The sequence below is a fragment of the Polynucleobacter necessarius genome (genome assembly GCF_900095195.1).
Classification (GTDB): Bacteria; Pseudomonadota; Gammaproteobacteria; order Burkholderiales; family Burkholderiaceae; genus Polynucleobacter; species Polynucleobacter necessarius_G.
Window position 1 is genome coordinate 1,356,026 of sequence record NZ_LT606950.1, and the last position, 26,140, is coordinate 1,382,165.

Sequence of the window (26,140 nt, forward strand, 5' to 3'; positions counted from 1 at the left end):
TACGGCTACATCTTTGCTGCAGCATCGCTTGCATCAACAGCTTTTGCAGGCAATTCGCGCATCGACCAAGCAATTATAAGCCAGCATATTAAGAGCGCCGCGCCCATTACAAATACCGACAAGTCGCCGTGGCTATCCATTAAATAACCCCCAATGGCAGCCCCTGTGAAGAGGCCAATAGACTGTGTGGTGTTGTACACACCGAGGGTAGTGCCTTTAGATTCTTTTGCAAATCGCGACACCAAAGAGGGCTGTAAAGCCTCGAGTAAGTTAAAGCCTACGAAATACACCAGCAACGCGATCGCAATTGACGTAATGGATGAGGTATTTGCAAACAAATATTCAGCAATGACTAAAAGCACAATGGATAGCAAAAGCACCGTGCGTAATTGTTGCTTCTTCTCGCCAAAAATCAAAATCGGTGCCATCAAGAAAAACGATAGCAGCACTACGGGCAAATAAATTTCCCAATGCGATGAAAGGGGTAAGCCTGCTTGTACGAGCAAGCGGGGCACAACCAAGAACATTGCAACTTGGGTGGCATGCAATACAAAGACGCCCAGATTTAAGCGCACTAACTCTGGTCTAAAAAATACTTCCCGCAGGGATGCTTGCTGAACCTTTTCTTCAGATTTATTTGATGGCAATACATATGCGGCTACGCACATCGCCATGACGCCCAGAATCGCAAGAACCATAAAGATGCCGCTCAAACTAATGACTTTATAGATGGGTGCAGCAATCACCAATGAGAGTGCAAAAGACAGCGCGATACTGCCTCCCACCAAAGCCATGGCTCGAGTTCGTACCTGCTCACGAGTCAAATCAGCAACCCATGCAGAGATGGCAGCGGAGACCGCGCCGGCACCCATTACCCCTCGACCAATTGCAATCCAAAGCAAATCGTCTTTGGCTGCGCAAATCAGGGCGCCCGCCACAAATAAAGATAAGCCCCATAAAACGACCGGTTTACGCCCAATTCGATCAGATAAGCGGCCTAAGGGAATGTAAAAACAGGCCTGAACGATATTAAAAATTCCCAAGGTCAGGCCGACCCACAAAGCATGCTCTCCGCCAGGTAAACCCCTAGCATGGAGGCTGAAAACGGGTAGAAGCAAGAACTGGCCCAGCATACGAAGGCCAAAAATGCCTGCTAAGGCCAGAGTAAAGCGGAGTTCAGAAGGATTCATGGGAAAGAGCTATATTAACAAGTTACGCTAAAAAATCATGAATAACGAAATCAAGATCCGCGGTGCCCGCACCCACAACCTCAAAAATATCAATCTCGACATTCCCAGAGAGAAATTAGTCGTTTTAACAGGTCTCTCAGGCTCCGGAAAAAGCTCCCTGGCTTTTGACACGCTCTACGCGGAAGGGCAACGACGTTATGTTGAATCCCTCTCTGCCTATGCCCGCCAGTTTTTACAGTTGATGGAAGAGCCGGATGTCGACACCATCGAGGGCCTCTCCCCAGCAATCTCGATTGAACAGAAAGCTACTAGCCACAATCCTAGATCCACCGTGGGAACCGTAACCGAAATTCATGATTATTTACGCCTTCTATTTGCGCGCGCTGGTACACCACATTGCCCGGAACATAACCTTCCATTAGAGGCTCAAAGCGTCTCTCAAATGGTCGACACGGTGCTGTCGTTACCGGAAGATACCAAACTCATGATCCTTGCTCCCGTAGTAAGCGAGCGTAAGGGTGAATTCGTTGATCTCTTTCAAGACCTTCAAGCACAAGGATTTGTACGCTTTCGAGTCCGCTCTGGCGGTGGCACTGCAAATGCTGCCAAAGCAGAAATTTTTGAAGCGGATCAAATCCCTGCGCTGAAAAAAAACGACAAGCACTCTATTGAAGTCGTTGTTGATCGCATCAAAGTTCGGTCAGATATTCAACAGCGACTGGCCGAGTCATTTGAAACGGCGCTCCGGCTTGCAGAGGGCAAAGCCATGGTGGTTGACATGGATACCGGCAAAGAGATGATTTTCTCGAGCAAATTTGCTTGTCCAGTTTGCTCCTACTCATTACAAGAGCTCGAGCCACGTCTCTTCTCATTTAATAATCCCATGGGGGCGTGCCCCTCTTGTGAGGGTCTTGGGCATCAATCGTTTTTTGATCCAAAACGCATCGTGGCGCATCCCGAGTTATCGCTTGCCTCTGGAGCAATTAAAGGCTGGGATCACCGCAATCAGTTCTATTTCAAGCTTTTGCAGGCTCTCGCTAAGCACGGCGGCTTTGATGTGAAAAAACCATTTGAGTCGCTCACCAAGAAACAGCAAGATTTGATCATGCTGGGCTCCGGAGATGTGACCATTCCTTTTGAGTACATCAATGAGCGCGGCAAGAACACAATTCGCGAGCATGCATTCGAAGGAATTGTTGCAAATTTTGAACGACGCTATCGAGAAACCAACTCTGTTGCGGTGCGCGAAGAACTCGCACGCTATCAGAATATCCAAACTTGTCCTGAGTGCAATGGCAGTCGTTTACGCAAAGAGGCTCGTTTTGTCAAAGTAGGTGAAAAAAACCAGTCTCGTGCGATCTATGAAATTAGTGAATTACCCCTCAAAGAGGCAAAAGAATATTTCGAGACGCTCGAACTAAAGGGCGCCAAAAAGGAGATTGCCGACAAGATCGTTAAGGAAATTAGTGCGCGCTTACGCTTCTTAAATGATGTGGGATTGAACTATCTTTCTCTCGAGCGCAGCGCGGATACCCTTTCGGGCGGAGAAGCTCAGCGCATTCGTTTAGCAAGCCAGATTGGCTCGGGCCTAACTGGTGTGATGTATGTCCTTGATGAGCCCTCCATTGGCTTACATCAGCGTGATAACGATCGCTTGATTGGCACCCTCAAGCATTTGCGTGATTTGGGCAACAGCGTTCTGGTCGTTGAGCATGACGAAGACATGATTCGCGCCTCGGATTGGGTCATTGATATCGGCTCTGGGGCAGGCGTTCATGGCGGAGCAATTGTTGCTCAAGGCACTCCAGCAGAAGTGGAAGCCAATCCAAAATCGCTTACTGGCGCATATCTTGCTGGCCGTGAAGTGATTGAAGTTCCACAAAACCGCATTCCAGTTAATGATCGCTTTTTGGAAATTATTGGGGCACGCGGCAACAATTTGCAATCTGTCCATGCAAAGATTCCTGTAGGGCTATTGACGTGCGTTACGGGTGTTTCAGGTTCTGGTAAATCAACCCTCATTAATGACACCCTGCACCATGCCGTTGCTCAACACCTGTATGGATCAAACGCAGAGCCTGCGCCTCATGACTCCATGAAAGGGTTGGAGCATTTCGATAAAGTTATCAGCGTAGATCAATCGCCAATCGGTCGAACCCCGCGCTCTAACCCAGCTACCTACACTGGCCTCTTTACACCCATCCGCGAATTATTTGCCGGCGTTCCAGCGGCACGTGAACGTGGCTATGAGGCTGGGCGCTTCTCCTTTAACGTAAAAGGTGGTCGCTGCAACGCTTGCGAAGGTGATGGTGTACTCAAAGTCGAAATGCATTTCTTACCGGATGTCTATGTACCGTGTGATGTTTGTCACGGCAAACGCTATAACCGAGAAACATTAGACATTCGATACAAAGGCAAAAACATTCATGAAGTGTTGACGATGACCATCGAACAAGCACATGAATTTTTTGAAGCAGTACCGGTGGTGAAACGTAAGCTCAAAACATTATTGGATGTTGGTTTAGGCTATGTACAACTTGGGCAAAGCGCCACTACACTCTCTGGTGGCGAGGCGCAACGCGTCAAGTTATCACTCGAGCTTTCTAAACGTGATACTGGCAGAACTCTCTACATCTTGGATGAACCGACTACGGGCCTACATTTCCACGATATTCAACTTCTCTTAACGGTGATCCAAACACTCAAAAAACAAGGCAATACGATTGTGATCATTGAACACAATTTAGATGTCATTAAAACGGCAGATTGGATTATTGACTTAGGTCCAAAAGGTGGCGCAGGAGGTGGCCAAATCATTGCTACCGGCACTCCGGGGGAGGTCGCTAAAAATGCCGCGAGTTTTACTGGATACTATTTGGCTCCGCTATTGAATCGCAAACCAGCAGCCAAGAAAAAGAAATAGCGCACATTTGCGCTCATGATCTCAGAGCAATTTTGCTTCGGCTAAATCCGTTGCCGCCGAGTTACCTGAGATCACCAAAATATCATTTGCTTGCAATTGCAAGTCTGGGGTCAAGGTCAGTTTTGCGTAATCCGCATTACGCCCTTTACGACGAACCGCCTGAACGCTCACGCCGTCACTGCCTAAATCTAACTCCTCTAGAGTTTTGCCAACCGCTTGAGAATTGGGCAATAACGTAATCGAATGCAATCGCCAAGACTCGTTTGAGCCAAAATCATCATCGCCTGAACCACGGAAATAACCGCGTAACAAGCTATAACGCTCTTCACGCGCAGTTGTAATACGTCGAACCACTTTGCGCATTGGCACACCCATAATGAGCAATACATGGGACGCAATCATAAGGCTGCCCTCAATTAATTCAGGGACTACTTCGGTAGCGCCTGCTGCTTGTAATTTCGCAATATCCGCATCGTCGCGGGTACGAACCAATACCGTCATTCCCGGACGCAGATGCTCGATTTGTCTCAGCACTCTGAGGCTAGCAGCAGTATCAGCATAGGTAATCACCACCGTCTTTGCTCTGGATAAACCAGCGGCAACTAAATAGTTTTCACGGCTAGCATCGCCGTACACAACGTTATCGCCTGCTGCCGCTGCTTCCTTCACGCGATCAGGATCTAAATCCAATGCAATGTAAGGAATTTTTTCTTGATCTAACATGCGCGCTAAGCTTTGCCCAGATCGACCAAAGCCACAAATAATCACATGGTGTTCATTACGCACACTCTTAGCGGCTACACGTGTCAATGCCAATGATTGCAAAAGCCATTCATTACTTGAAAAGCGCATCGCAATACGATCACTGTATTCAACCAAGAATGGGGCACAAAACATTGAAAGCAGCATTGCGGCAAGAACTGCTTGGCTTAAGGTCGGGTCAATCAAATCGAGTCCATCGATCTGTGTCAACAGAACAAATCCGAATTCACCTGCCTGAGCAAGGCACAGTCCCGTTCGTATTGAAATGCCGGTGCTCGAGCCAAAAGCCTTTGAGAGGATGGCAATAAGCCCGAACTTAAACACCAATGGGCCAATTAATAAGACCACAACCAGTATCCACTGCTCACGAATGACATTGAAATCAAGCAGCATGCCAATCGTAACAAAGAAGAGTCCCAACAACACGTCGCGAAATGGCTTTACATCCTCCTCCACCTGATGGCGATAAGGTGTTTCCGAAATCAACATGCCCGCCAAAAATGCTCCGAGAGCCAAAGACAACCCAAAATGCTCAGTCAATGCGGCCATACCCAAAACAATGAATAATAGATTTAGCATGAACAACTCTTGAGAGCGCAGCTTTGCAACCAATCTAAACCAACGACTCATTAATGATTGGCCAATAAAGAAAATGAGGCTTAAAGCAACGGTAATCTTGACTGAGGCAGCAGTTAGCGCAACAAAAAGATCTTTTGGATTTTTTCCTAGAGATGGCAACAAGATTAACAAGAAGACCACCGCTAAATCTTGAAACAATAAAATTCCCACAACATTGCGACCATGCTCCGTTTCCAACTCCGATCGATCAGAAATCAGTTTGGTAACAATCGCTGTGGATGACATTGCCAGAGCGCCACCCAACGCAATCGCCGCCTGCCAAGAAATCGGATAAACCCAATTCATCAAGAGGCTTGCTGGAACTGCTAAAAGCATGGTCAAGACAACTTGACTACCGCCAAGACCAAATACGATATTGCGCATTGACCGCAATTTATGGAGATTGAACTCGAGGCCAATGGAGAACATTAAGAAAACCACCCCAAATTCAGCTAAATACTTGACGGCGGCAGAGTCGTTAGCCAACGCCAGGGCGTTTGGTCCAATCAATACCCCAATGGCCAAATAGCCCAAAATCGGGGGTAAGCCAAAATAGCGGAAAATAACGACTCCAGCCACTCCTGAGGCTAGGAGAATCAGAGTTAATTGAAGGACTGACGGCATATACTTACCTGATGATAGCTGAGACTCGTGAACGTACCCTAAAGCTTGCTCGCGACACCCTCACGATTGAGGCTGCTGCACTGCAAACAATGCGTGATCGCCTTGAGGGCATTCACGCGGATGCACTCGTGCATGCCGTACAGATGCTGCACGAGTGCAAAGGCAGAATTGTGGTTTCCGGGATTGGCAAATCAGGGCACATTGCCCGAAAAATTGCCGCCACCTTTGCCTCCACAGGTTCCCCCGCCTTTTTTGTACATCCCGCTGAAGCAAGTCATGGTGATTTGGGCATGGTGACAAGAGATGATGTCTTTGTAGCACTGTCAAACTCTGGTGAAACGGATGAGCTGCTGACCATCGTCCCTATTGTAAAACGCACTGGCGCAAAATTGATTGCCTTAACTGGCGCACCAACTTCCTCGCTCGCAAAATTGGCGGATGCTCATTTGGACACTAGCGTGGAAAAGGAAGCTTGTCCACTCAATCTTGCGCCCACAACCAGCACTACAGCTGCATTAGCAATGGGCGATGCCTTAGCGGTTGCCTTACTGGATGCTCGCGGCTTTCAAGCGGAAGATTTTCAACGTTCACATCCTGGTGGTAGATTAGGTCGCAAACAATTAATGCACGTAAGCGAAGTGATGCGCAGCTTTGCTGACACACCCAAAATTTCCATTCAATCGTCGCTGAAAGACGCTTTGCTAGAAATGACCACTAAGCGCATGGGCATGGTGGTTATCTTGGATGAAAACCAAAAAGTAGTTGGGATTCTGACCGATGGTGACCTACGACGTCTTTTGGAAAAAAATACCGATCTGAGCAGTATCACACTCAAAAATGCGACCACCGCAAGCCCTCGAACCATTCCTGCAGAGCTATTGGCAGAAGAAGCAATTGAAATGATGGAGAAACACCGCATTAATCATTTAGTTGTGACAGATAAAAATGGTTCTCTGCTCGGAGCACTCAATCTCCACGACCTCTTTGCAGCAAAAGTCATTTAATCGCGTTACGAACTAAATTCATGCCAAGCGCTTTTAATACTCACAATACCAACCCGCTCTCCGATCACCCACAAGCTTGGGAACGGGCAAGCAATGTCAAATTATTAGTTCTGGATGTTGATGGCGTTCTCACTAATGGGCAAGTGAGGATCGGCGCCGATGGGAAGGAGTCCCTTAAAGTCTTTGATATTCAAGATGGCTTAGGCATTAAGCTACTTGAAAAGTGCAATATACCTACCGCCGTTATTACAGGTCGTAATTCAAAGATGGTCTTAGCGCGTTGCGATGAGCTTGGCATTAAACATGTTCATATGGGTGTCGAGAACAAAGCACTCGCTCTTGAAGGGGTTCTCAAGTCTCTTGGGATTCAGGCGAGCGATTGCGCGGTGATGGGCGATGATTGGCCCGATCTAGCAATGATGAAAAATGCGGGCTTGCGTATCGCGCCTGCGCAAGCCCATGAAGCCGTTAAAGAATTTGTCCACCTTGTCACAAAACGCGAAGGTGGTAATAGTGCCGTGCGTGAAGTATGCGATTTAATACTTAAAGCCCAAAATCGTTATGCCGAATTGTTGATCCAGGCTAGCCAATAAGCAATGCAATTCCATTCCCAAAGAATCAAACTCAGCATCGGACGAGCCATATTACGTCTGATGCCACTGATATTGATGGGCGCGTTAACTTTGGTCACCTTTTGGCTCGTTCGAAAAAATACTCCGCCCGAAAGCTCGATGCTTGAGCGTGTTCGCCTTCATGAACCCGATTACATTGTTAGAGATGGGGCACTCACGGCTTTGAATGCACAAGGCAACACCAAATACAGAATCTTGGGAAATAAAGTTACACACTACGATGACGATGCCTCAATTGATATTGATTTACCCCACTTGCGATTATTCCAAGAGAACAAAGTTCCGGTGACCGTCAAATCTAATACTGGTCATCTCGATGGCGATTTGACTATTCTCGAACTCTTTGATAACGCCTCGATTTTTCGTCCTGCCCAAGCGGCAATGCCCACCGAGCCAGCCTCATTGAGAATGCTTGCCTCATCCAGTTATTTCAAAGTCCTTATTAATGACGACATCATCGAAACAAATCGCCCCATTACACTCGAGCAAGGCATGTCAACCATGCACTCTACTGATGGCGGAACCTTTGACAACATTCAACAAAGCATGACGCTTTCTGGTCAGGTTCGAGGCCGCATTGAACGTGCTCCGCGGAGTACTCAATAAATGCTTGCTGCAAATCGTCTATTTGCTTGTTTGGCTTTTAGCTCACTAGTATTGAGCAATCTTGCTTTTGCTGAAAAAGCTGATCAAGATAAGCCCATCATTCTTGAAGCAGAAAAAGTTTCCGTAAATGACGTGCAACAAATCTATGACCTGAAAGGTCAAATTCTGTTAATTAAGGGCAGTATGGTTGTTACTGGTGAGGATGGGCATATACAAGTTGACCCCGAAGGGTATGAGTTTGTTGATGTCAAAGGTTCATCTGACACAACAGCCAGCTTTCGTCAGCGCAGAGAAGGCGCTGCGGATGAGTACATACAAGGTCGCGGCACTCAAATAAGCTATAACGCCAAAACTGAGGTCCTCACAATTACAGGGGATGCCAGCCTAAGACGATTACTGAATATGCAGATGCTCGATCAACTTCAGGGCTGGAAAATTGAGTACGATGACATTACAGAACGCTATCGCGTTACTCCACCCGCTGGCACTAAACCCAGCGATCTACCATTAGCAAGAGCTATTCTTTCACCTAGACGAAAAGCCACCCTAGAGAAATGACAATGGATTTAGCCAAAAATAATTCCAAACCAACACTAAGCGCCCACAACCTTCAGAAGCGCTATGGCTCCAGAACGGTTGTACAAGATGTTTCCGTTGAAGTGAAATGCGGGGAAGTTGTTGGCCTACTTGGACCTAATGGTGCAGGAAAAACGACATCTTTCTACATGATCGTTGGTTTGGTTCCGCTCGATGCAGGTCGAATCATTTTAGATGGAGCAGACATTGCCCACTTGCCTATTCATAAACGTGCCCGTATGGGACTCTCCTACCTTTCCCAGGAAGCGTCGGTTTTTAGGAAACTGAATGTTGCGGAAAATATTCAGGCGGTCTTGGAGTTGCAGGTTCAGAGTGGTAAGCCATTGAGCAAAGCAAAAATTGCTGACCGTTTGGATGAGTTGTTGGGCGAACTCCAAATTAGTCATCTTCGCAACAATCCCGCCCTATCCCTCTCGGGCGGCGAGAGACGACGTGTAGAAATTGCTAGGGCATTAGCATCACAACCAAAGTTCATATTGCTCGACGAACCTTTTGCTGGCGTTGACCCTATTGCTGTTGGGGAAATTCAGCGAATTGTTCGATTCCTTCGTGACCGTCAGATCGGGGTACTGATTACGGACCATAATGTCCGCGAAACCCTGGGGATCTGCGATCACGCATACATCATCAGCGAGGGCGGCGTTCTGGCTCAAGGCCAGCCAGACCAAATTATTCAAAACGATGCTGTTCGCAGAGCCTATCTAGGGGAAAACTTCCGAATGTAAGGCCGCCGAGGCCTTGCTCAGAATCCCTCAAAAAAAGTGCTTTTTCCTCTTGGTTTTCAGCAAAATCGCTGATACGCTGGAGGCTCATGGTTTATTTTCCAAAAAAACAGCTCAAAAATTACAGGGGCTTGCTGCGCACCCTAGGTATAGCTTTGCGCACGCCTTGATATAAGGAGTTGCTCATGAATTTGAAGATTATTAGCCGTCATTTAGAAGTTACCCCCGCTATGCGCTCTCACCTTGAGGCTGGGTTGGCCAAAATTCGTAAGCGCTTCGCGCATGTCATTGATACATCGACTTTTTAGTGGTTGATAACGCCAAAGAAAAAGACCGTCGTCAAAGCGCCGAGATTACCATCCACCTAAAAGGTAAGGAGCTGTTTGCAGAGGCTCACAATGCTGACCTATACCATGCCATGGATGCCGTAGTCGAGAAGCTTGGGCATCAAGTCGTGAAACACAAGGAAAAGATCCAAGATCATCATCACGAAAAGCGTTTTGACTAATCTTGTTTGTCAGGACACCTATAATCAACTGTAATGAATGCCCTGACTCATCTTTTTACCCCTGACTGCATTGCATTAGATAACCCTGCCAAAAGTAGGCCTGATGCATTTGCAGCCGCCGGTGAGTTGTTCTCTAAGCAAATTGGCATTGAGGCGGCCTCCGTTGTTGAATTCCTCAATGCGCGCGAGGAACTGGGTTCTACCGCTCTTGGCGCTGGTGTCGCTATTCCACATGGTCGTGTCAAGAGACTAAAACAACCGGCTGCTGCTTTCATGCGGCTCCGCGAACCCATTGAATTTGCTGCACCGGACAATGATCCTGTTTCTATTCTCATCTTTTTATTGGTTCCTGAAAAAGCCACTCAACAACATTTGGAAATTCTTTCTTCAATCGCGCAACTCTTATCAGACTCTGACGCACGCCAGCAATTGAGTTCGATTGCTGATCCCGCAAAAGTCTGTGCACTGCTTCAACAGTGGGGCACCTCAAAATGACTCAGCCCTTACTCTTAGATGGAGTAACTGCTCAGCAAATTTTTGATGACAACGTATCTGATCTGAAACTTTCCTGGATCGGTGGACTAGAAGGCGCTGACCGCACATTCCCACCTGAAGCAGTCAAAGCTGCAGCCGCAAGCTCTGATCTAGTGGGCCACTTAAATCTCATTCACCCAAGTCGTATTCAGATCTTTGGCGAACAAGAGGTTGACTATCACGCAGCGCTTGAGCCAAAGCAAAAACAAGAACAAATTGCCAGTCTGATTTCGAAGACGCCACCTTGCGTTATCGTTGCCGATGGTAAATCTGCGGATCCAGACTTACAACTCTTTTGCCAGCGTTCATCAACCCCGCTATTCACCACTCAAATCTCTGCTGCAGAGGTAATTGATCATCTACGTACTTACTTAACCAAGATCGGTGCTCCTCAAATCACCATGCATGGTGTGTTTATGGATATCTTAGGTCTAGGGGTATTGCTAACCGGTGAATCTGGCTTAGGAAAAAGCGAATTAGGGCTGGAGCTAATTTCACGCGGCCATGGCTTAGTTGCAGATGATGCCGTTGATTTTTCACGGCTTGGCCCAGATTACATTGAAGGCCGTTGCCCAGTGATTCTTCGAAATCTTCTCGAGGTTCGTGGATTAGGTCTATTGGATATTCGTACAATCTTTGGCGAAACCGCTGTACGTCGCAAATTAAAACTCCGCTTGATTGTTCAACTCGTTCGCCGTACCGATGGCGAATTTGAACGCCTACCCCTCGAAGCTCAACATATTGATGTTTTAGGCATTCCTATTCGCACAGTAAAAATCCAGGTAGCTGCAGGGCGTAACTTGGCGGTACTAGTAGAGGCTGCAGTTCGCAATACTATCCTGCAATTACGCGGTATTGACACTCTCAAAGAATTCATTGAGCGCCAACGTGTGCAAATGAACGCGGAAGCAGACTCCATTAAATCTCAGGGGCGCTTGCTTTAATTTATGCAAATCAACCTGATTACCGGAATCTCAGGCTCGGGTAAATCAGTTGCCCTCAGGGCATTTGAAGATGCTGGGTATGACTGCGTAGACAATCTACCTGTCTCGCTACTGGAAAATCTCGTTGCCACCCTTGCAAATGAGAATAGTGAGCGCGTTGCCGTTGCAATCGATGCGCGTCGCGGTCAATCGATTGCCCAACTTCCATCAATTTTGGAAAATCTCAAACGCGAGCATCAAGTCCGAATTGTTTTCTTAAACGCAGACACCAATACATTAGTACAGCGCTTCTCTGAAACACGCCGCAGACATCCTCTTTCAAGCGCTGATCAACAAAGTCAATCCGCCACCCTCATCGAAGCCATTGATAAAGAACGTAGCCTGCTTGAGCCCTTACGCAACCAAGCTCACAGCATCGACACTAGCAATTTGCCAGCACATGCATTGCGCTCCCGGATTCAGGACCTCCTGAAAGATAAGCCGCTAGGTCTTACGGTCGTTTTTGAATCGTTTGGATTCAAAAAAGGGGTTCCCAGTGAGGTCGATCTCGTGTTTGATGTACGGTGTCTGCCAAATCCACACTATGACAAAGCCTTAAGACCGCTCACTGGTAGCGATAAGTCTGTAAAAGAATTTCTGGAAAAACTTCCGGAAGTGGTCAGCATGGAAAATGATATTGTTCAATTTATTGAAAAATGGCTTCCGCATTACATTGCTGATGGCCGCAGCTATTTAACCGTCGCTATTGGCTGCACCGGCGGACAACATCGGTCAGTCTATCTTGTCAACCGTATTAGTGAACACTTCCGCGCTCAAAAAGATTTAATCGCCCTGCAGCTTAATTTTTTAGACCGCCATCGTGAGCTAGACTCAACCCCTGCAACAACACTTTAATAGGTTGCGGCAATCCATAGCGCCCCAATTGATTGAGGGGCACCCATCTCAAATTCGCGCCCGTCGGCTCCACACATTGATAAGCATTGATATCCCAAACTTGCATCCATAAGCGCCGGTGACTGAATACATGCTTGATTTGAGGCCCCTCTTTTACAGGTTGGCAATGCTTTTGCCAAGCAGCCAGCTTTTCATCCGGCAAGATAGTTCGGAAAAGACTACTAAGCGTCGAAGACTTTTTGCCTGCAGTAGATTTAGCGCTCCAACTGGATTCTGGCAAACACCATAAACCACCCCAAATCGCTTTACTAGGACGTATTTGCAAAAGAACAGTATTGCCAGATCGAATTAAAAGCATATCGCAATCAAACTCGGGGGATTTAGTCCTTGCTGTCTTTTTTGGAAACTCCAATACTTGATCACTTAAATTTGCCTGACATTCTTTTTCAAATGGGCATTTTTTCTCGCCACTCAAACAAACGGGTTTTCGAGCGGTGCACCAAGTGGCGCCGAAATCCATTAATGCCTGGGTATAGACAGGCATATCGTTAGGCTTAATTGGTAATAGTGCGCTCGACAATTCCCAAAGATCATCATTTACCCGCTTGTCTTGCAATGCGCCGTCAACAGCAAATAAACGCGCCAAAATACGTTTCACGTTTGCATCCAAAATAGGTGCTCTTTTGTGAAAAGCAAAGGCGGCGATTGCCCCTGCAGTCGATCGTCCGATACCTTTTAATTGTTCCAGCAATGCTGGATCGCCAGGAAATACTCCTCCATACTCTGTAATCACTTGCTGTGCACAAACATGTAGATTTCTAGCGCGTGAGTAATAGCCCAAGCCCGCCCATTCGGCCAACACATCATCAATATGGGCTGCAGCAAGTTTTTGAATGGTTGGAAACCGCTTCATAAAACGGGTGTAGCGCTCCAAAACCATAGCCACTTGGGTTTGCTGCAACATAATCTCTGAAATCCAGACCGCATAAGGGTCTCGATTTCCCTGCCAGGGCAATCCTGATCGCCCATTACGAACATGCCACGTAATAAGCTTTTGAGAAAAATTTGTTATTAACGTTTTTGACATACTGGGCAAAAGTATGTGGAACGCTGGCCTTGCACAATTTGTTTAATGGGAGTCTTACAAACTTTACAGGGCTGATCCTTGCGATCATAAACTTTAGTTTGCACCATAAAGTGACCTGGATCACCATCGGTATTGACGAAATCTTTCAGGCTACTGCCGCCTGCAGCAATTGCCTTTTTTAAGATGAGTCTCACGGCTTCAGCGAGTCGAGAGCATTGCTGTCGCGTCAGTTTTCCAGCTGATTTGGCAGGATGAATGCCTGCCTCGAACAAGCTCTCAGAACAATATATATTGCCAACCACGACTACCGCCTGACCTGCTAACAGGAATTGCTTAACAGCAACGCTACGCTTGCGCGATTTTTGATACAGCAATTCAGCGCCATACTCCCCAGCAAATTCTGGAGAAAATGGTTCAACTCCGAGCTTTAGCAATAAAGAATTTTTCTCAATCGGTTCTTTTGATTTAGGGTGCCACAAAACCGCACCAAATTTTCTTGGGTCATGTAAACGTAAGCTGAGTTTTCCAAATTCCAAAGTTACCCGATCGTGCAACTTTAACGGCTCAGAGCTCGGCAAGATACGTAGCGTTCCAGTCATTCCAAAATGAATCAAAATGTGACCTGTTTGAAGCTCCAACAAAAGATATTTGCCCCGTCTTGCAATCGCTTGCACCCGTTATCCAGGTAAGGCTTTTATGAGGGTTTTAGGGACAGGCCAACGCAAGCACTCATCAATGACGTGAATAGCGCTTATGGTGCGCCCCTGAATATGTGGGGCAACGCCCAATCGGGTTACTTCAACTTCTGGAAGTTCTGGCATAAATCAATTGTAGATTCGAGCATTAGAATGTGCTCATGAGCAATTTTTTACTTAAATCCTCAATTCAGGGTTTATTCATCCTATCAATTGGCTTTGCAACCCTTTTCCCTGGGGCTGTATTTGCACAAGCGGATGACGCGCAAACAGGCCAGGCTGTTTTTGAAGTTCTCGCCTCTGAAATTGCCCTGCAACGAGGTGAAGCTGGACTGGCCTACAACATTTACATGGAAATGGCTCGGCAATATAAGGACCCTCGCTTAGCCCAAAGAGCCATGGAAATTGGAATTGCAGGGGGCTCTCCAGAGCTAGCCTTCAATGCCGCGAAAACTTGGGATAGCCTTGCACCAACTTCCCAAACCAAACCCAAGGAAGTCTTGATTACTTTGCTGGTTCTGAGCAATCGCTGGTCAGATGCTGTGAAACCTGCCATTGCACTACTCCAACAACAAAGCCCCGCCCAACAAGAGAACACCTTACTGCAATTACAAGCTTGCCTCAGTAAGGCAAAAGACGAATCTAATGCTTTACGTGCTTTTTATGAAATTGCCTCTAAGGCAAAACCATTGCCCAAAAACCCCGCATTGCTATACATCTATGCGATGTCTGCTGAAAAAGCAGGGCATTTGGATGTGGTGGAAAAATCTTTGCGAGGAATTTTGCGAAAAAATCCCAATGATGCAAACTCTTTGAATGCTTTAGGCTACTCACTCGCAGATCGAAACATCAAACTACAAGAAGCTTTCGCACTCATCAGCAAAGCGCATCAACTATCCCCTGAAGACAGTTTTATTTTGGACAGCTTGGGTTGGGTGAATTTTCGACTCGGCAAAAATGCACTCGCATTAGAGCAACTTCGGCAAGCATTCAAAATAAAACCAGAGGCTGATATTGCCGCACACACTGGTGAGGTTTTATGGGTTATGAGGCGCCGATCAGAAGCAGAAGCAATGTGGCAACAAGGCCAAAAGATTGATGCCAATAACGCAACCTTGAAAGAAACGTTAAAACGTCTAAAGCCGGACCAGTCAAATGACGATCTAATTGCCTCTGGCACGTGGGACGGTCGTTTTGCAGTCAAAATCACAGGGCTGACAGAAGCCCAAAATCAAGGCGGGTCAGGCGGATTCACTTTAACCCAAGAACAACTAAAAGATGTTCTGGAAATTCGCAATCCTGTTGGTGGCGTAATCGCAAAAATTACGATTACGCCAGGTGAAGCTACGCTTGAGCGTGACGGCCAAGTGGTAACGGCAATTGATGCCGATACACTTGTACAAAACACTCTAGGGCTTCCATTGCCAGCTCGAGGACTGTCAAACTGGTTAAGGGGTGAAATTAGGCCGGGGGGAGAAGCGAGCGTTGAACGTAATGCCAAAGGCCAAGTGAGCAAAATTAATCAAGATGGCTGGGGTCTAATTTATACCTGGGGCGATAAAAATCGCCTTGAAAAATTAACCATGACTCGCAGATCGAATATTGGCTCGATTGATATTCGCTTAGTATTTGATAATCCAAATGAGTGAAAGCAATTCCTCCTCATTAAACTCTTTAACACTGCTCTCACCAGCAAAACTGAATTTATTCCTCCATATTGTTGGAAGACGCGCTGATGGATACCATCTCCTACAGTCGGTATTTCAGTTAATCGACTGGTGCGACACCATTCATCTCAAATGTATTGCTGAAAAAGAAATTCGCCGTATCAACCCCTTACCTGGAGTAAAGCCAGAAGAAGATTTGGTTGTGAGGGCCGCCAAGCTTTTACAGGAAGCTTATCAAGTAAACACTGGTGTCGAGATTGATCTTCAAAAAGAAATCCCGATGGGTGCCGGATTGGGCGGGGGGTCATCCGACGCCGCTACAACCTTAATTGGTTTAAATGCCCTTTGGAATCTTCAGCTTGACCAAAAATCTCTTTACGAAATCGGACTCAAACTCGGCGCCGATGTGCCATTCTTCATTTTTGGCAAAAATGCCTTCGTCGAGGGAATTGGCGAAAAACTCCAAGAAATTTCCCTAGAAAGCCGTCAATTTTTGGTTCTCTTCCCCAATCAAGGCATCGCCACCCAGCGCATTTTCCTAGACCCCGAATTGACCCGAGATCACGCTCAGATTACAATGGAAGGCTATCTTCCATCGCCCTGGTCAACGCTTTCGAACGACTGCCAGGCGGGTGCGATGCGGATTTGTCCTGAAGTGAAGCAAGCTTTGGATTGGATTAGTCAGGCGGTTCCAGGCTCTGAGCCTCGGATGTCAGGCTCCGGAAGTAGCGTTTTTGCCGTCTTAAACCCTAAGACAGATCTCGCAAAACTGGAAAATCTTCTTCAAACTCTTCCCGGAGGGTGGAAAGGTCGGGTTGTTCAGGGGTTAAATAAAAATCCTGCTTACAATTTGATTTCTCCAGATTAAGCTGCAGGGGAATCGCCAAGCTGGTTAAGGCACTGGATTTTGATTCCAGCATGCGAAGGTTCGAATCCTTCTTCCCCTGCCAAATACTGTAGAAATGACAAAGAGAACCTTTTGATCCTACAAGATCCTTAAGACTATGTCCGCAACAAACTCCGATTTATCGACTTTATTTACAGGCAACGCAAATCCGGTTTTGGCAGAGGCTGTCGCCAAAGAGCTGAATTTGCCTTTGGGCAAAGCATTTGTAGGGCGCTTCTCCGACGGAGAGATTCAAGTAGAAATTCAAGAAAACGTGCGCGGCAAAAATGTCGTTGTTATTCAGTCAACCTGTGCGCCGACAAATGACAGCTTGATGGAACTGATGATCATGATTGATGCGTTAAAACGCGCATCAGCGAGTCGCATTACCGCAGTAATACCTTACTTCGGCTATGCACGTCAGGATCGTCGACCACGCTCTGCTCGAGTTGCCATCTCGGCACGCATCGTAGCAAACATGCTTCAATCCGTTGCTGGTATTGAGCGCGTCCTCACAATGGACTTGCATGCCGACCAAATTCAGGGCTTCTTCGACATCCCAGTTGACAATATTTATGCTTCACCAGTTCTCCTAGCTGACCTTCAAGTTCAGAAAACCCAAAAAGACTTAATTGTGGTTTCGCCTGACATTGGGGGCGTTGTTCGCGCCCGCGCGATGGCAAAACAATTGCGCACTGATTTAGCGATTATTGATAAACGTCGCCCTAAGGCAAATGTTTCCGAAGTAATGCACCTTATCGGAGAGGTAGAAGGTCGCCACTGCGTCATCATGGATGACATCATCGATACTGGTGGAACCCTCTGTAAAGCTGCTGAAGCACTCAAAGAGCGCGGTGCAAAAGGGGTTACCGCTTACTGTACCCACGCCGTACTTTCAGGCGGCGCTGTTGCTCGTATTGCCGCCTCTGAATTAGACGAACTCGTTGTTACTGACACTATTCCATTAACAGCAGAAGCTGCAAAAGTAGCCAAAATCCGCCAATTATCAGTAGCGCCATTGCTGGCAGAGACCCTATCGCGTATCAGCAGGGGCGACTCTGTCATGTCAATGTTTGCCGAATAAAGCCTTAAAGCCTGGTTTAACCCAGTTTTTATGGGGTTCTGAAGCGTTTTTTGTTGTTTTATAGGAAAACCCCCTCCTCCCGCGATATAATCTGAGGATTTTCTGTTTGGTCGCGAACGGAAATTAACCTTAAAGGGAATTAATCATGAAAGTTGTAGCCTTTGAAAGAAGCGTACAGGGAACGGGTGCGAGCCGCCGTCTGCGCAATTCCGGAAAAACTCCGGGAATCGTTTACGATAGTAAAGATCCAGCCATGGTAATCGAGTTAGACCATAACGCGTTATTCCATGCTCTCCGTAAAGAAGCATTTCACTCATCTATCTTGGATTTGGAAGTTAGCGGAAAAACACAAAAAGTGTTGTTACGTGACTACCAGATGCATCCATTCAAGCCATTGGTTTTGCACATTGACTTCCAGCGCGTTTCCGCAACTGAGAAAGTGCATATGCGCGTTCCATTGCACTTCACCAATGCCGACACTTCGGCAGCCGTAAAATTGCAAGGCGCTGTTGTGAGTCATATCCTCAATGAACTTGAAGTTTCTTGCTTACCAGCAGACTTGCCAGAGTTTATTGAAATAGACTTAAGCAACATTGAAGTTGGTCACTCTATTCATGCAAAAGACGTTACATTGCCAAAAGGTGTTAGCTTGGTATTGCACGTTGAACAAGAAAACCCTGTTATTGCAAACGCACGTATTCCAGCTGTTAAAGCCGCTGAGACTGAAGAAGCTGCTCCAGCAGCCGCTCCTGCTGCTGATGCAAAGGATAAGGCTTAATACCTTACGCCATTTGTTTGCGTATAAAGCCCGCTTGCGCGGGCTTTATTTTTTTGTGGAAACTGGCTGATATCGATACACTCTCACCATGACAAAATTAATTGTTGGCTTAGGCAATCCTGGCGACAAACACGAAGAAGATCGGCACAATGCTGGTTTCTGGTTTGTTGACGCCCTCGCCAAGCAACTTAACACGCGTTTTGAATCTGAAAAACGCTTTCATGGAAAAGTAGCAAAAGCAAAATGGAATGGTGAGGATCTTTTTTTGCTGAAGCCCGTCACTTACATGAACCTCAGCGGACAAGCTGTTGGAGCTCTTTGTCGCTTTCACAAAATACTACCAGCGAATATCCTGGTCGTTCAAGATGAACTAGACCTCAAGCCTGGGACAGCGCGCATCAAACTCGGTGGCGGCACTGGTGGACACAACGGTTTAAAAGATATTCAAGCACACCTAAGCACTCCAAATTACTGGCGCTTCCGTTTAGGCATTGGACACCCTCGAGATTTAGCGGGCGATGGACGACCCATGGATGTGGCTGATTACGTGTTACGCCGACCACAACTCGCCGAGCAAAAGTTAATTGAAACCAGCGTTGAAAACGGATTAAAAATACTACCGTTATTTCTCAAGGGCGATACTCAAGCCGCTATGCTGGAACTGCACTCAAAAGGCTAAACGCTTGCCTTTTTAGCTGCCGATAACAGCTTAAATTTAGCCATTAGCTGGTCTTGGCTTTCGGTGTATTCTGGATTAAACGGAATGCAATCTACCGGGCAGACCTGACGGCACTGTAGAGCATCATAGTGCCCGACGCACTCGGTACATTTATTGGGATCAATTTCATAAATCTCTAGTCCCATATAGATTGCGTCATTAGGGCATTCTGGCTCGCATACATCACAGTTGATGCATTCATCGGTAATCATTAATGCCATGTTTACTCAGCCGAATTATGTTCTAAATGGGTTGCTTATTTGGCTTGCTTTATTACTGCTGTTTTATTGGCAAGCCATTTTTCTACAGATGGGAAAACAAACTTACTAACGTCGCCACCCATAGTCGCAATCTCGCGCACAAAAGTTCCAGAGATAAATTGATACTGATCGGAAGGGGTTAAGAACAAGGTCTCCACATCTGGTAGGAGATAGCGATTCATGCCAGCCATCTGAAACTCGTATTCAAAGTCAGATACAGCGCGTAAGCCACGTACGATAACGCGAGCATTATGTTCTCGCGCGAAATCTTTTAATAGGCCATCAAAGCCAACCACTTTAACGTTGGAGTAATGGCCTAGCACTTCTTTGGCAATGGCAATCCGCTCATCCAATGTAAAAAATGGATGTTTGCTACAACTGGAAGCCACACCCACGATTAACTCATCGAAAATACTGGATGCACGACGAACCAAATCTTCGTGACCACGAGTAAACGGATCAAATGTTCCTGGATATACAGCGACAGTCATAACTCTCCTAAGGCTTTATCAGCTACAGGCAAGAGTTTAGCCTCTTCCACTCCGGAAAAGGCACGCTTTTACCTGCCCCGCCTCTAAGTATTTTCCACAATACCAGTTTGGTAGCAACGATTCGATCTCTTCTCGCGGCCGACTAGAGGCAAATTCCACATAAATTCCACCACCAGTTGAGTCCTCACACACCCTACTTGCCTGAACCACAGCGCGATTCAGTAAATCCGCATCCAGAAAAGGGGGGTCTATAAAAATGAGATTGCTTGAACGATCCGCTTGTTGCTTTAAGAACTCCAAGCTATCTCTATGCAAAATTTCAACTACGCCATGAACGGGCGAAGATTGCAAAGACGCAAAATTGCTCACTGAATTTGTATAGGCTTTTTTATTCCTCTCAAGTAATACGACATAATCAGCACCACGCGATGCCGCCTCAAAACCCAAAGCTCCCGTTCCCGCAAATAAATCCAAACAGCGCAATCCCGTTAAATCTTGTCCCAACCAATTAAATAGTGTCTCGCGAATGCGATCAGTGGTTGGACGCAAACCGGGCAGGTCAAGCACAGATAATTGTCGACTGCGCCAGGTACCACCAATAATGCGCACTTTCTTAGGTGGCTCAGACTTCAATGATTTTGATTTATTTATTTTGAGCCCCTAGAACAATAATCTTCATTCGATCCATTGCAAGATGTTTTTGAAAGGCGGCGGTTACTTGATCTAAAGTGACAGCTTCAACCTGTTGAGTCCAGACTTCCATTGTATTGAGCGGTAAGTCATTCCACCCAATCGAAGAAATGTTATCCAGTAATTTTCGATTGTTATCAATTCTTAAGGGGTAGCCATTTATCAGATTAGATTTAGCTGCAGTGAGCTCGGCTGCTGTAGGCCCTTGCGTAATAAAGTTTTGAAGCGTCGCACTCATCACGTCAAGCGCCACAGAACCCTGATCACTTTTGGTTTGCAAGCCGGCTTGGAAAATTCCATTGTCTTTACCGGGTACAAAATAACTAAATACACTGTAAGCAAGTCCACGCTTCTCCCGCACTTCAGACATTAGACGGGATACAAATCCTCCGCCACCAAGAATGTAGTTGCCAACCAATAGAGGAAAGTAATCAGGGTTGTTACGGGCTACTGCTGTCATCCCCATTGCTATATGAGCCTGCTGAGAATCAAATGGGATTTGCACCTCACGCTGGGTCAGAGGCGCAGCGGGCGATTTCTGCAATTCGGGAAGGGCCGCAATAGTAGGGCCTGTTTCAGGAAGCCGGTTCAACAAGGTTTTAACTATTTCATTGGCTTGCGTTGGATTTGCATCCCCCACAATACTGATGATCATACGATCGCCTCGATAAAACCGCTTATGGAATTGCTTTAAATCTTCTGCAGTAATAGCGCCGATTGATTTGACCGATGGGCTATCAACCAAGGGGTATCTTCCATAAACCATCTTTTTAAAGCGTCGCTCTAAAACATATTCGGGTTTTGTCTCTGCCTCTAGCAGGGAGGTAATCGTTCGCTGTTTCTCGCGCGCAAGAACATTAACGTCATATGTCGGGGAACTCAACATTCCAGAAGCCAACTGAACAACACGGTCACGCAAATCTTTTCTGGCAAGAGTCCGGATACGCAAAATTGCACGCTCGCCGCTGACCGCAAAACTAATATTTGCGCCTAAATCGGCTACCTCATCCGCAATTTGCGCCTCCGTTAGCAGGCCCTGATGGGTGCGAGCCCCATATTTCATAAGACCCGCGGTCAAATCGGCCAAGCCACCCTTGCCCACGGGGTCGTAGCGGTCGCCGGCGTCAATACTGACCTCAATATCCACCATAGGCAGAGCCTGAGTTTGAATCAAATATACTTTGGCGCCCTTATATCCATCAAGCCTTTCGATTGGCAAGACGGCATTTACAGTACCCACAAAACCGATCGTAAAGAGTGTGGTCGCCACCCATTGCTTTAGGGCTCTCATGGTTTCGCCTCACTCTGAATGGCCTTACGGGGTTGAGGATCCAAAAATGCAATCGTTAAACCCTCATCCACTAAATATTTTTTTGCTACTGCCTGAACTTGCTCTGGAGTAATGGTCTGCATTTTCTCCAACATATAGTCAATATCTTTCCAGGAGAATCCCGCCATCTCTGTACTACCAATTTCCATTGCCTGACCAAAAATGGAGTCGCGCTTATAAATTTGCTCCGAAAGAATGCGTACTTTAATTCGTTTCAATTCTGAATCAAGCACTCCCTGTTGCTTAATTTCTTCTAATGCTTTACGAATACTCGCTTGCGCCTGCGCAACCGTTTTTCCTTTTGCTAATGTTGTGCTAATTAAAAATAACTCAGGCCCTCGAGATACCATGTCGTAACCGACGCCGACATCGTTCACGACTTTTTCTTGCTTTACTAATGCACGATTTAAACGTGCATTGTCATAACCATCCAGCACTGCCGTCAGAAGTTCGAGGGCATAAGGTTCGGGGTTATCCAGCTCGCCTGGCATGAGGCGTGGCACCTTCCACGCCATAGTCAATTGAGCACTATCAGCGGACGCCCTTACTTGCACCTGCTTAATACCCTTTTGTGGCGCCTCAACTTGTGGTTTACAAACTGGCATGGCCTGAGCGACATGCGCCCCATAATATTTTTCTACAATTGCCAACACCTGTTTTACTTCGACATCCCCAGCAATAACGACAGTAGCATTATTAGGTTTATACCAACTACGGTACCAATCTCTAGCATCCTCGGCAGTCATGTTTTGTAAATCATTCATCCACCCCACAACAGGGTGGCGATATGGCGAACTCATGTAAGCCGTTGCCATCAGCGATTCATTCAAAAGACTGTTTGGGTTGTCTTCAGTTCGCAAACGGCGCTCTTCCATCACCACCTGAATCTCTTTGAGAAATTCTGCATCATCAAAATTCAAATTTGCCATACGGTCGGCTTCTAGCTTGATGACATCCTCTAATTTTGATTTCTCTACCTGCTGAAAATACGCGGTGTAATCGCGGGAGGTAAATGCATTTTCTCGACCCCCAACCGCAGCGACTAAGCGCGAAAATTCTCCCGCTTTCACTTTATGAGTTCCTTTAAACATCATGTGTTCGAGAACATGTGCAACACCAGTTTTACCGTTTACCTCATTCATCGAGCCGGCGCGATACCAAACCATATGAGCAACGGTTGGAGCACGATGATCCTCCCTCACGATCAGCTTGAGTCCATTGCTTAATTGAAACTCATGAGTATTGGATTGGTCCTTACCCACCGCCCATGATGGCGGGGTTGATAGCAGAAAAAGGGATGAAATTAAAAATAAATGGATGCGCATCTGCTAAATCACCGTATTCCAAGAATTAAATTGATAAGATGCAAAGATTAAATTATATCGATTATGTTTGGATTACGTAAAACCCTCGGCTCTCTATTCAAATCCAGCAAGACGGATGAAGCTTGGTTTGATTCTTTAGAGAAATCGCTGATTCAAAGCGACGTTGGATTGCCCACGACAGAGCAATTAATTAGCAAATTGCGAAAAGCAGCAAAGACTGAAAAAGCCTCGACGCCAGAAGGGTTGCAAGCTTTGCTCATACAAGAGGTCGGCTCTTTATTGAAAGTTCTCGAGCCGACTCCTAACCCCTTATTTATAAGGCTCAAGGACAGCCTCCCAGAGGTTTGGCTGGTCGTTGGCGTGAATGGCGCAGGTAAAACAACAACGATTGGCAAGCTTTGCCGACTGTTTCAAGCTCAAGGCAAATCAGTACTGCTCGCAGCCGGCGATACATTCAGAGCAGCAGCTCGCAATCAGCTACAAGAGTGGGGCGGACGCAATCGGGTAGATGTTATTACCCAAGGGGGTGGTGATGCAGCGGCTGTTGCGCACGATGCTATTCATTCAGCTATTTCTCGCAAGACAGATATTTTGATTATTGACACTGCTGGACGGCTTGCCACCCAGGGCCACCTAATGGAAGAACTAAAAAAAGTGAAGCGAGTGATTGGTAGGGCGCTTCCTGGAGCTCCTCACCATACCCTCTTGGTCCTCGATGGCAACACCGGCCAAAATGGCTTAAGTCAGGTAAAGGCTTTTCATACAGCCCTAGGTCTTACGGGAATCATCGTTACCAAGCTCGATGGCACCGCCAAAGGCGGCGTTATCTGTGCCTTAGCTCATACCCTTCAAGATGGGCCAAAACCGGCTGTACTGGCTTTAGGCAAAGGTGAAGGGATTGATGATTTAGCCCCCTTTACGGCGGGACAATATTCAGCCGAATTATTCAATTGATTCAATAAGTTATAGAACAAAATAGGCATTAGCACTTTCTTGACAAGAGTGCTAAAATAGTCTTCCATTAACACCTCTTATTTACATAAATAAAAATGGTTCAAAAGAAATCTGACAAACCGAATTTGCAAAGGCTGCCTGTAGCGCAGGCTGCGGCGGCGTCTGCATTTCCAATGCTGCCATCCCTTGGGGTTGGCACACTCGATTCTTACATTGCGTACATTAATCGCGTACCGATGCTCAGTGCTGCAGAAGAGTTACATCTTGCGCAGGAATTTCGTCGCACTGAAAATGTGGAGACTGCTAAAACATTAGTGCTCTCACACTTGCGCTTAGTTGTTTCCGTTGCACGTCAATACCTTGGCTACGGCATTCCTCACGCCGACTTAATTCAAGAGGGTAATGTTGGATTAATGAAAGCGGTCAAGCGCTATGACCCAAGTAATGGCGCCCGTCTAGTCTCTTATGCAATTCATTGGATTAAAGCTGAAATCCATGAGTACATACTCAAGAATTGGCGCCTTGTGAAGATGGCTACAACCAAGGCTCAACGTAAATTGTTCTTCAATCTACGCAGCAATAAGCCAACACTGAGTGCGCTTTCACCCAGTGAAGTAGACGCATTAGCCAAAGCCCTAGATGTCAAAGGGTCCGAAGTTAAAGAAATGGAAATGCGTTTTGCTGGTGGTGATGTTGCGCTTGAAGGCGATGATAGTGATAATGAGGCCTCATATGCGCCAATTCAATGGCTGGCGGATAACAGCCAAGAGCCTACTGAGCGCATTGCCAATGCGGAAGTGGAAGCATTACATGGCCCCAAGCTCGATCAAGCGCTGATGGCTCTGGATAAGCGTAGTCGGAATATCGTGCAGTCACGCTGGCTAGCAATGGATGCTGATGGCAACGGTACAAAAACCTTGCACGATCTTGCTGCTGAATATGGCATCTCTGCCGAGCGTGTCCGTCAAATTGAAACGGCCGCACTCAAAAAGATGCGTGGCTTACTTCAAACTGAAGCTGCCTAAGAACTTTTAGAAGCTCTTTCAAGTCATGCGCCAAGGTCTCAGGACCTTGTGCATGCTTGATATACAAACGCAAGCGCCCCTCAGGATCAAACGCGTAACTTCCTGCAGTGTGATCCATTGTGTAAGAACCTGGGGTGGTGCCAGGCACCCTTTTGTAATAAATCTTGAAATCTTTCGCAACCTTTTCTAAAGCCGCCTCATCTGCTGGGCGTAGCCCCAGAAATCGTGCATCGAAAGATGGCACATATTGTTTCAAAATAGCGGCGGTGTCACGCTCTGGGTCGACCGTCACAAACAACACCTGAACCTTGTCTGACTGCGGCCCCAACAAAGTCATTACTTGCTGCATTTCCGTCAATGTTGTTGGACAAATATCGGGGCACTGCGTATACCCAAAAAACATTACCACTACTTTTCCCTTAAAGTCGGCCAATGTTCTGACTTTCCCATCAGGATCGATCAAACCAAAGTCCTTGCCAAAAGCGGTACTGCCAGTGATATCGACGTTTTTAAACTCAGGCTTTGGACTACAAGCACTCAAGAATATAAGCAAGAGAGCAATACAAATATTACGAAATAGGGTGGTCTTCAT

At 46.6% G+C, this 26,140-nt stretch carries 25 protein-coding genes, 1 tRNA gene and 2 pseudogenes; 18 read left to right on the top strand and 10 right to left on the bottom strand.

Annotated elements, in window-relative coordinates; translation table 11 throughout:
• Positions 1–5 precede the first annotated feature (5 nt).
• The gene (locus BQ1619_RS07510; protein ID WP_114663202.1) at positions 6–1,190 is read right to left on the bottom strand and encodes an MFS transporter; all 1,185 of its coding nucleotides are present in this window, start codon (positions 1,188–1,190) and stop codon (positions 6–8) included.
• 37 nt (positions 1,191–1,227) lie between these two features.
• Between BQ1619_RS07510 and uvrA the strand changes: the two genes are divergently transcribed.
• Positions 1,228–4,113 (top strand): excinuclease ABC subunit UvrA, encoded by a 2,886-nt coding sequence (uvrA, locus tag BQ1619_RS07515; RefSeq protein WP_114663204.1) that lies wholly within the window; start codon positions 1,228–1,230, stop codon positions 4,111–4,113.
• Between the two features lie 21 nt (positions 4,114–4,134).
• On the opposite strand, the gene BQ1619_RS07520 is transcribed toward uvrA, so the two are convergent.
• Positions 4,135–6,117 carry a monovalent cation:proton antiporter family protein gene (locus tag BQ1619_RS07520; protein ID WP_114663205.1) on the bottom strand — a complete coding sequence of 661 codons (1,983 nt, stop codon included), beginning with the start codon at positions 6,115–6,117 and terminating at the stop codon, positions 4,135–4,137.
• An 11-nt stretch (positions 6,118–6,128) separates the two neighbouring features.
• On the opposite strand from BQ1619_RS07520, the gene BQ1619_RS07525 reads away from it, so the two are divergent.
• From BQ1619_RS07525 to rapZ, 9 genes and pseudogenes are all read left to right on the top strand, one after another.
• Positions 6,129–7,121 (top strand): KpsF/GutQ family sugar-phosphate isomerase, encoded by a 993-nt coding sequence (locus BQ1619_RS07525; RefSeq protein ID WP_114663207.1) that lies wholly within the window; start codon positions 6,129–6,131, stop codon positions 7,119–7,121.
• Between the two features lie 20 nt (positions 7,122–7,141).
• Complete coding sequence (locus tag BQ1619_RS07530) at positions 7,142–7,714, top strand: KdsC family phosphatase (protein ID WP_114663208.1); 573 nt, start codon at positions 7,142–7,144, stop codon at positions 7,712–7,714.
• Between the two features lie 60 nt (positions 7,715–7,774).
• The gene (gene lptC, locus BQ1619_RS07535; protein ID WP_231968591.1) at positions 7,775–8,359 is read left to right on the top strand and encodes an LPS export ABC transporter periplasmic protein LptC; all 585 of its coding nucleotides are present in this window, start codon (positions 7,775–7,777) and stop codon (positions 8,357–8,359) included.
• The gene (locus tag BQ1619_RS07540) at positions 8,360–8,917 is read left to right on the top strand and encodes an LptA/OstA family protein (protein WP_114663213.1); all 558 of its coding nucleotides are present in this window, start codon (positions 8,360–8,362) and stop codon (positions 8,915–8,917) included.
• Positions 8,914–9,681 (top strand): LPS export ABC transporter ATP-binding protein, encoded by a 768-nt coding sequence (gene lptB, locus BQ1619_RS07545; RefSeq protein ID WP_114663215.1) that lies wholly within the window; start codon positions 8,914–8,916, stop codon positions 9,679–9,681. The genes BQ1619_RS07540 and lptB overlap by 4 nt, the downstream gene beginning before the upstream one ends.
• A 182-nt stretch (positions 9,682–9,863) precedes the next feature.
• Positions 9,864–10,186: pseudogene (gene hpf / locus BQ1619_RS07550) on the top strand (ribosome hibernation-promoting factor, HPF/YfiA family).
• Between the two features lie 33 nt (positions 10,187–10,219).
• Positions 10,220–10,681, top strand: a complete 462-nt coding sequence (locus BQ1619_RS07555) for a PTS sugar transporter subunit IIA (RefSeq protein ID WP_114663217.1) — start codon at positions 10,220–10,222, stop codon at positions 10,679–10,681.
• Positions 10,678–11,664, top strand: a complete 987-nt coding sequence (gene hprK, locus BQ1619_RS07560; RefSeq protein WP_114663219.1) for an HPr(Ser) kinase/phosphatase — start codon at positions 10,678–10,680, stop codon at positions 11,662–11,664. The genes BQ1619_RS07555 and hprK overlap by 4 nt, the downstream gene beginning before the upstream one ends.
• 3 nt (positions 11,665–11,667) lie before the next feature.
• Positions 11,668–12,558, top strand: coding sequence for an RNase adapter RapZ (gene rapZ / locus BQ1619_RS07565; protein ID WP_114663220.1), 891 nt, complete (start codon positions 11,668–11,670; stop codon positions 12,556–12,558).
• Here rapZ and mutY read toward each other — a convergent pair.
• Positions 12,503–13,645: an A/G-specific adenine glycosylase gene (gene mutY / locus BQ1619_RS07570; protein ID WP_114663221.1), complete on the bottom strand. Its 1,143-nt coding sequence runs from the start codon at positions 13,643–13,645 to the stop codon at positions 12,503–12,505. The genes rapZ and mutY overlap by 56 nt on opposite strands.
• A pseudogene (gene mutM, locus BQ1619_RS07575) lies at positions 13,630–14,466 on the bottom strand (bifunctional DNA-formamidopyrimidine glycosylase/DNA-(apurinic or apyrimidinic site) lyase). Before mutM ends, mutY begins: the two are co-directional and overlap by 16 nt.
• 35 nt (positions 14,467–14,501) lie before the next feature.
• Here mutM and BQ1619_RS07580 point away from each other — a divergent pair.
• From BQ1619_RS07580 to pth, 6 genes are all read left to right on the top strand, one after another.
• Positions 14,502–15,989 carry an outer membrane lipoprotein LolB gene (locus BQ1619_RS07580; RefSeq protein ID WP_114663222.1) on the top strand — a complete coding sequence of 496 codons (1,488 nt, stop codon included), beginning with the start codon at positions 14,502–14,504 and terminating at the stop codon, positions 15,987–15,989.
• Positions 15,982–16,875 (top strand): 4-(cytidine 5'-diphospho)-2-C-methyl-D-erythritol kinase, encoded by an 894-nt coding sequence (gene ispE / locus BQ1619_RS07585; protein WP_114663223.1) that lies wholly within the window; start codon positions 15,982–15,984, stop codon positions 16,873–16,875. Before BQ1619_RS07580 ends, ispE begins: the two co-directional genes overlap by 8 nt.
• Positions 16,876–16,880: 5 nt before the next feature.
• A tRNA-Gln gene (locus BQ1619_RS07590) sits at positions 16,881–16,957 on the top strand.
• Between the two features lie 54 nt (positions 16,958–17,011).
• On the top strand, positions 17,012–17,977 hold the full coding sequence (locus tag BQ1619_RS07595; RefSeq protein ID WP_114663224.1) for a ribose-phosphate pyrophosphokinase: 966 nt from the start codon (positions 17,012–17,014) through the stop codon (positions 17,975–17,977).
• A gap of 145 nt (positions 17,978–18,122) precedes the next feature.
• Positions 18,123–18,755, top strand: coding sequence for a 50S ribosomal protein L25/general stress protein Ctc (locus BQ1619_RS07600; RefSeq protein ID WP_114663225.1), 633 nt, complete (start codon positions 18,123–18,125; stop codon positions 18,753–18,755).
• Between the two features lie 88 nt (positions 18,756–18,843).
• Positions 18,844–19,434, top strand: a complete 591-nt coding sequence (pth, locus tag BQ1619_RS07605; protein WP_114663226.1) for an aminoacyl-tRNA hydrolase — start codon at positions 18,844–18,846, stop codon at positions 19,432–19,434.
• Here pth and BQ1619_RS07610 read toward each other — a convergent pair.
• From BQ1619_RS07610 to BQ1619_RS07630, 5 genes are all read right to left on the bottom strand, one after another.
• Positions 19,431–19,694, bottom strand: coding sequence for a YfhL family 4Fe-4S dicluster ferredoxin (locus BQ1619_RS07610; protein ID WP_114663228.1), 264 nt, complete (start codon positions 19,692–19,694; stop codon positions 19,431–19,433). The two genes, pth and BQ1619_RS07610, sit on opposite strands and share 4 nt — an antisense overlap.
• A 35-nt stretch (positions 19,695–19,729) precedes the next feature.
• The gene (gene coaD, locus BQ1619_RS07615; protein WP_114663230.1) at positions 19,730–20,224 is read right to left on the bottom strand and encodes a pantetheine-phosphate adenylyltransferase; all 495 of its coding nucleotides are present in this window, start codon (positions 20,222–20,224) and stop codon (positions 19,730–19,732) included.
• Between the two features lie 36 nt (positions 20,225–20,260).
• Positions 20,261–20,791 (bottom strand): RsmD family RNA methyltransferase, encoded by a 531-nt coding sequence (locus BQ1619_RS07620; RefSeq protein WP_231968592.1) that lies wholly within the window; start codon positions 20,789–20,791, stop codon positions 20,261–20,263.
• A 76-nt stretch (positions 20,792–20,867) separates the two neighbouring features.
• The gene (locus tag BQ1619_RS07625) at positions 20,868–22,184 is read right to left on the bottom strand and encodes a M16 family metallopeptidase (protein ID WP_231968593.1); all 1,317 of its coding nucleotides are present in this window, start codon (positions 22,182–22,184) and stop codon (positions 20,868–20,870) included.
• A gap of 17 nt (positions 22,185–22,201) precedes the next feature.
• Positions 22,202–23,569: a M16 family metallopeptidase gene (locus BQ1619_RS07630; RefSeq protein WP_114663236.1), complete on the bottom strand. Its 1,368-nt coding sequence runs from the start codon at positions 23,567–23,569 to the stop codon at positions 22,202–22,204.
• A 63-nt stretch (positions 23,570–23,632) separates the two neighbouring features.
• Here BQ1619_RS07630 and ftsY point away from each other — a divergent pair, with 63 nt between their 5' ends.
• A complete protein-coding gene (gene ftsY / locus BQ1619_RS07635; RefSeq protein WP_114663238.1) occupies positions 23,633–24,523 on the top strand; it encodes a signal recognition particle-docking protein FtsY in 891 nt (296 codons plus the stop codon).
• 95 nt (positions 24,524–24,618) lie between these two features.
• Positions 24,619–25,548 carry an RNA polymerase sigma factor RpoH gene (gene rpoH, locus BQ1619_RS07640; protein ID WP_114663239.1) on the top strand — a complete coding sequence of 310 codons (930 nt, stop codon included), beginning with the start codon at positions 24,619–24,621 and terminating at the stop codon, positions 25,546–25,548.
• Here rpoH and BQ1619_RS07645 read toward each other — a convergent pair.
• A complete protein-coding gene (locus BQ1619_RS07645; RefSeq protein WP_114663240.1) occupies positions 25,508–26,140 on the bottom strand; it encodes an SCO family protein in 633 nt (210 codons plus the stop codon). The two genes, rpoH and BQ1619_RS07645, sit on opposite strands and share 41 nt — an antisense overlap.

Coding starts and splice junctions, on each gene's coding strand:
- pth (WP_114663226.1), top strand. CDS start 18,844: ATGACAAAATTAATTGTTGGCTTAGGCAATCCTGGCGACAAACACGAA.
- BQ1619_RS07600 (WP_114663225.1), top strand. CDS start 18,123: ATGAAAGTTGTAGCCTTTGAAAGAAGCGTACAGGGAACGGGTGCGAGC.
- BQ1619_RS07510 (WP_114663202.1), bottom strand. CDS start 1,190: ATGAATCCTTCTGAACTCCGCTTTACTCTGGCCTTAGCAGGCATTTTT.
- rapZ (WP_114663220.1), top strand. CDS start 11,668: ATGCAAATCAACCTGATTACCGGAATCTCAGGCTCGGGTAAATCAGTT.
- BQ1619_RS07580 (WP_114663222.1), top strand. CDS start 14,502: ATGAGCAATTTTTTACTTAAATCCTCAATTCAGGGTTTATTCATCCTA.
- lptC (WP_231968591.1), top strand. CDS start 7,775: ATGCCACTGATATTGATGGGCGCGTTAACTTTGGTCACCTTTTGGCTC.
- BQ1619_RS07530 (WP_114663208.1), top strand. CDS start 7,142: ATGCCAAGCGCTTTTAATACTCACAATACCAACCCGCTCTCCGATCAC.
- BQ1619_RS07595 (WP_114663224.1), top strand. CDS start 17,012: ATGTCCGCAACAAACTCCGATTTATCGACTTTATTTACAGGCAACGCA.
- BQ1619_RS07610 (WP_114663228.1), bottom strand. CDS start 19,694: ATGGCATTAATGATTACCGATGAATGCATCAACTGTGATGTATGCGAG.
- ispE (WP_114663223.1), top strand. CDS start 15,982: ATGAGTGAAAGCAATTCCTCCTCATTAAACTCTTTAACACTGCTCTCA.
- BQ1619_RS07540 (WP_114663213.1), top strand. CDS start 8,360: ATGCTTGCTGCAAATCGTCTATTTGCTTGTTTGGCTTTTAGCTCACTA.
- coaD (WP_114663230.1), bottom strand. CDS start 20,224: ATGACTGTCGCTGTATATCCAGGAACATTTGATCCGTTTACTCGTGGT.
- BQ1619_RS07525 (WP_114663207.1), top strand. CDS start 6,129: ATGATAGCTGAGACTCGTGAACGTACCCTAAAGCTTGCTCGCGACACC.
- uvrA (WP_114663204.1), top strand. CDS start 1,228: ATGAATAACGAAATCAAGATCCGCGGTGCCCGCACCCACAACCTCAAA.
- BQ1619_RS07645 (WP_114663240.1), bottom strand. CDS start 26,140: ATGAAGACCACCCTATTTCGTAATATTTGTATTGCTCTCTTGCTTATA.
- hprK (WP_114663219.1), top strand. CDS start 10,678: ATGACTCAGCCCTTACTCTTAGATGGAGTAACTGCTCAGCAAATTTTT.
- lptB (WP_114663215.1), top strand. CDS start 8,914: ATGACAATGGATTTAGCCAAAAATAATTCCAAACCAACACTAAGCGCC.
- rpoH (WP_114663239.1), top strand. CDS start 24,619: ATGGTTCAAAAGAAATCTGACAAACCGAATTTGCAAAGGCTGCCTGTA.
- mutY (WP_114663221.1), bottom strand. CDS start 13,645: ATGTCAAAAACGTTAATAACAAATTTTTCTCAAAAGCTTATTACGTGG.
- BQ1619_RS07555 (WP_114663217.1), top strand. CDS start 10,220: ATGAATGCCCTGACTCATCTTTTTACCCCTGACTGCATTGCATTAGAT.
- ftsY (WP_114663238.1), top strand. CDS start 23,633: ATGTTTGGATTACGTAAAACCCTCGGCTCTCTATTCAAATCCAGCAAG.
- BQ1619_RS07520 (WP_114663205.1), bottom strand. CDS start 6,117: ATGCCGTCAGTCCTTCAATTAACTCTGATTCTCCTAGCCTCAGGAGTG.
- BQ1619_RS07630 (WP_114663236.1), bottom strand. CDS start 23,569: ATGCGCATCCATTTATTTTTAATTTCATCCCTTTTTCTGCTATCAACC.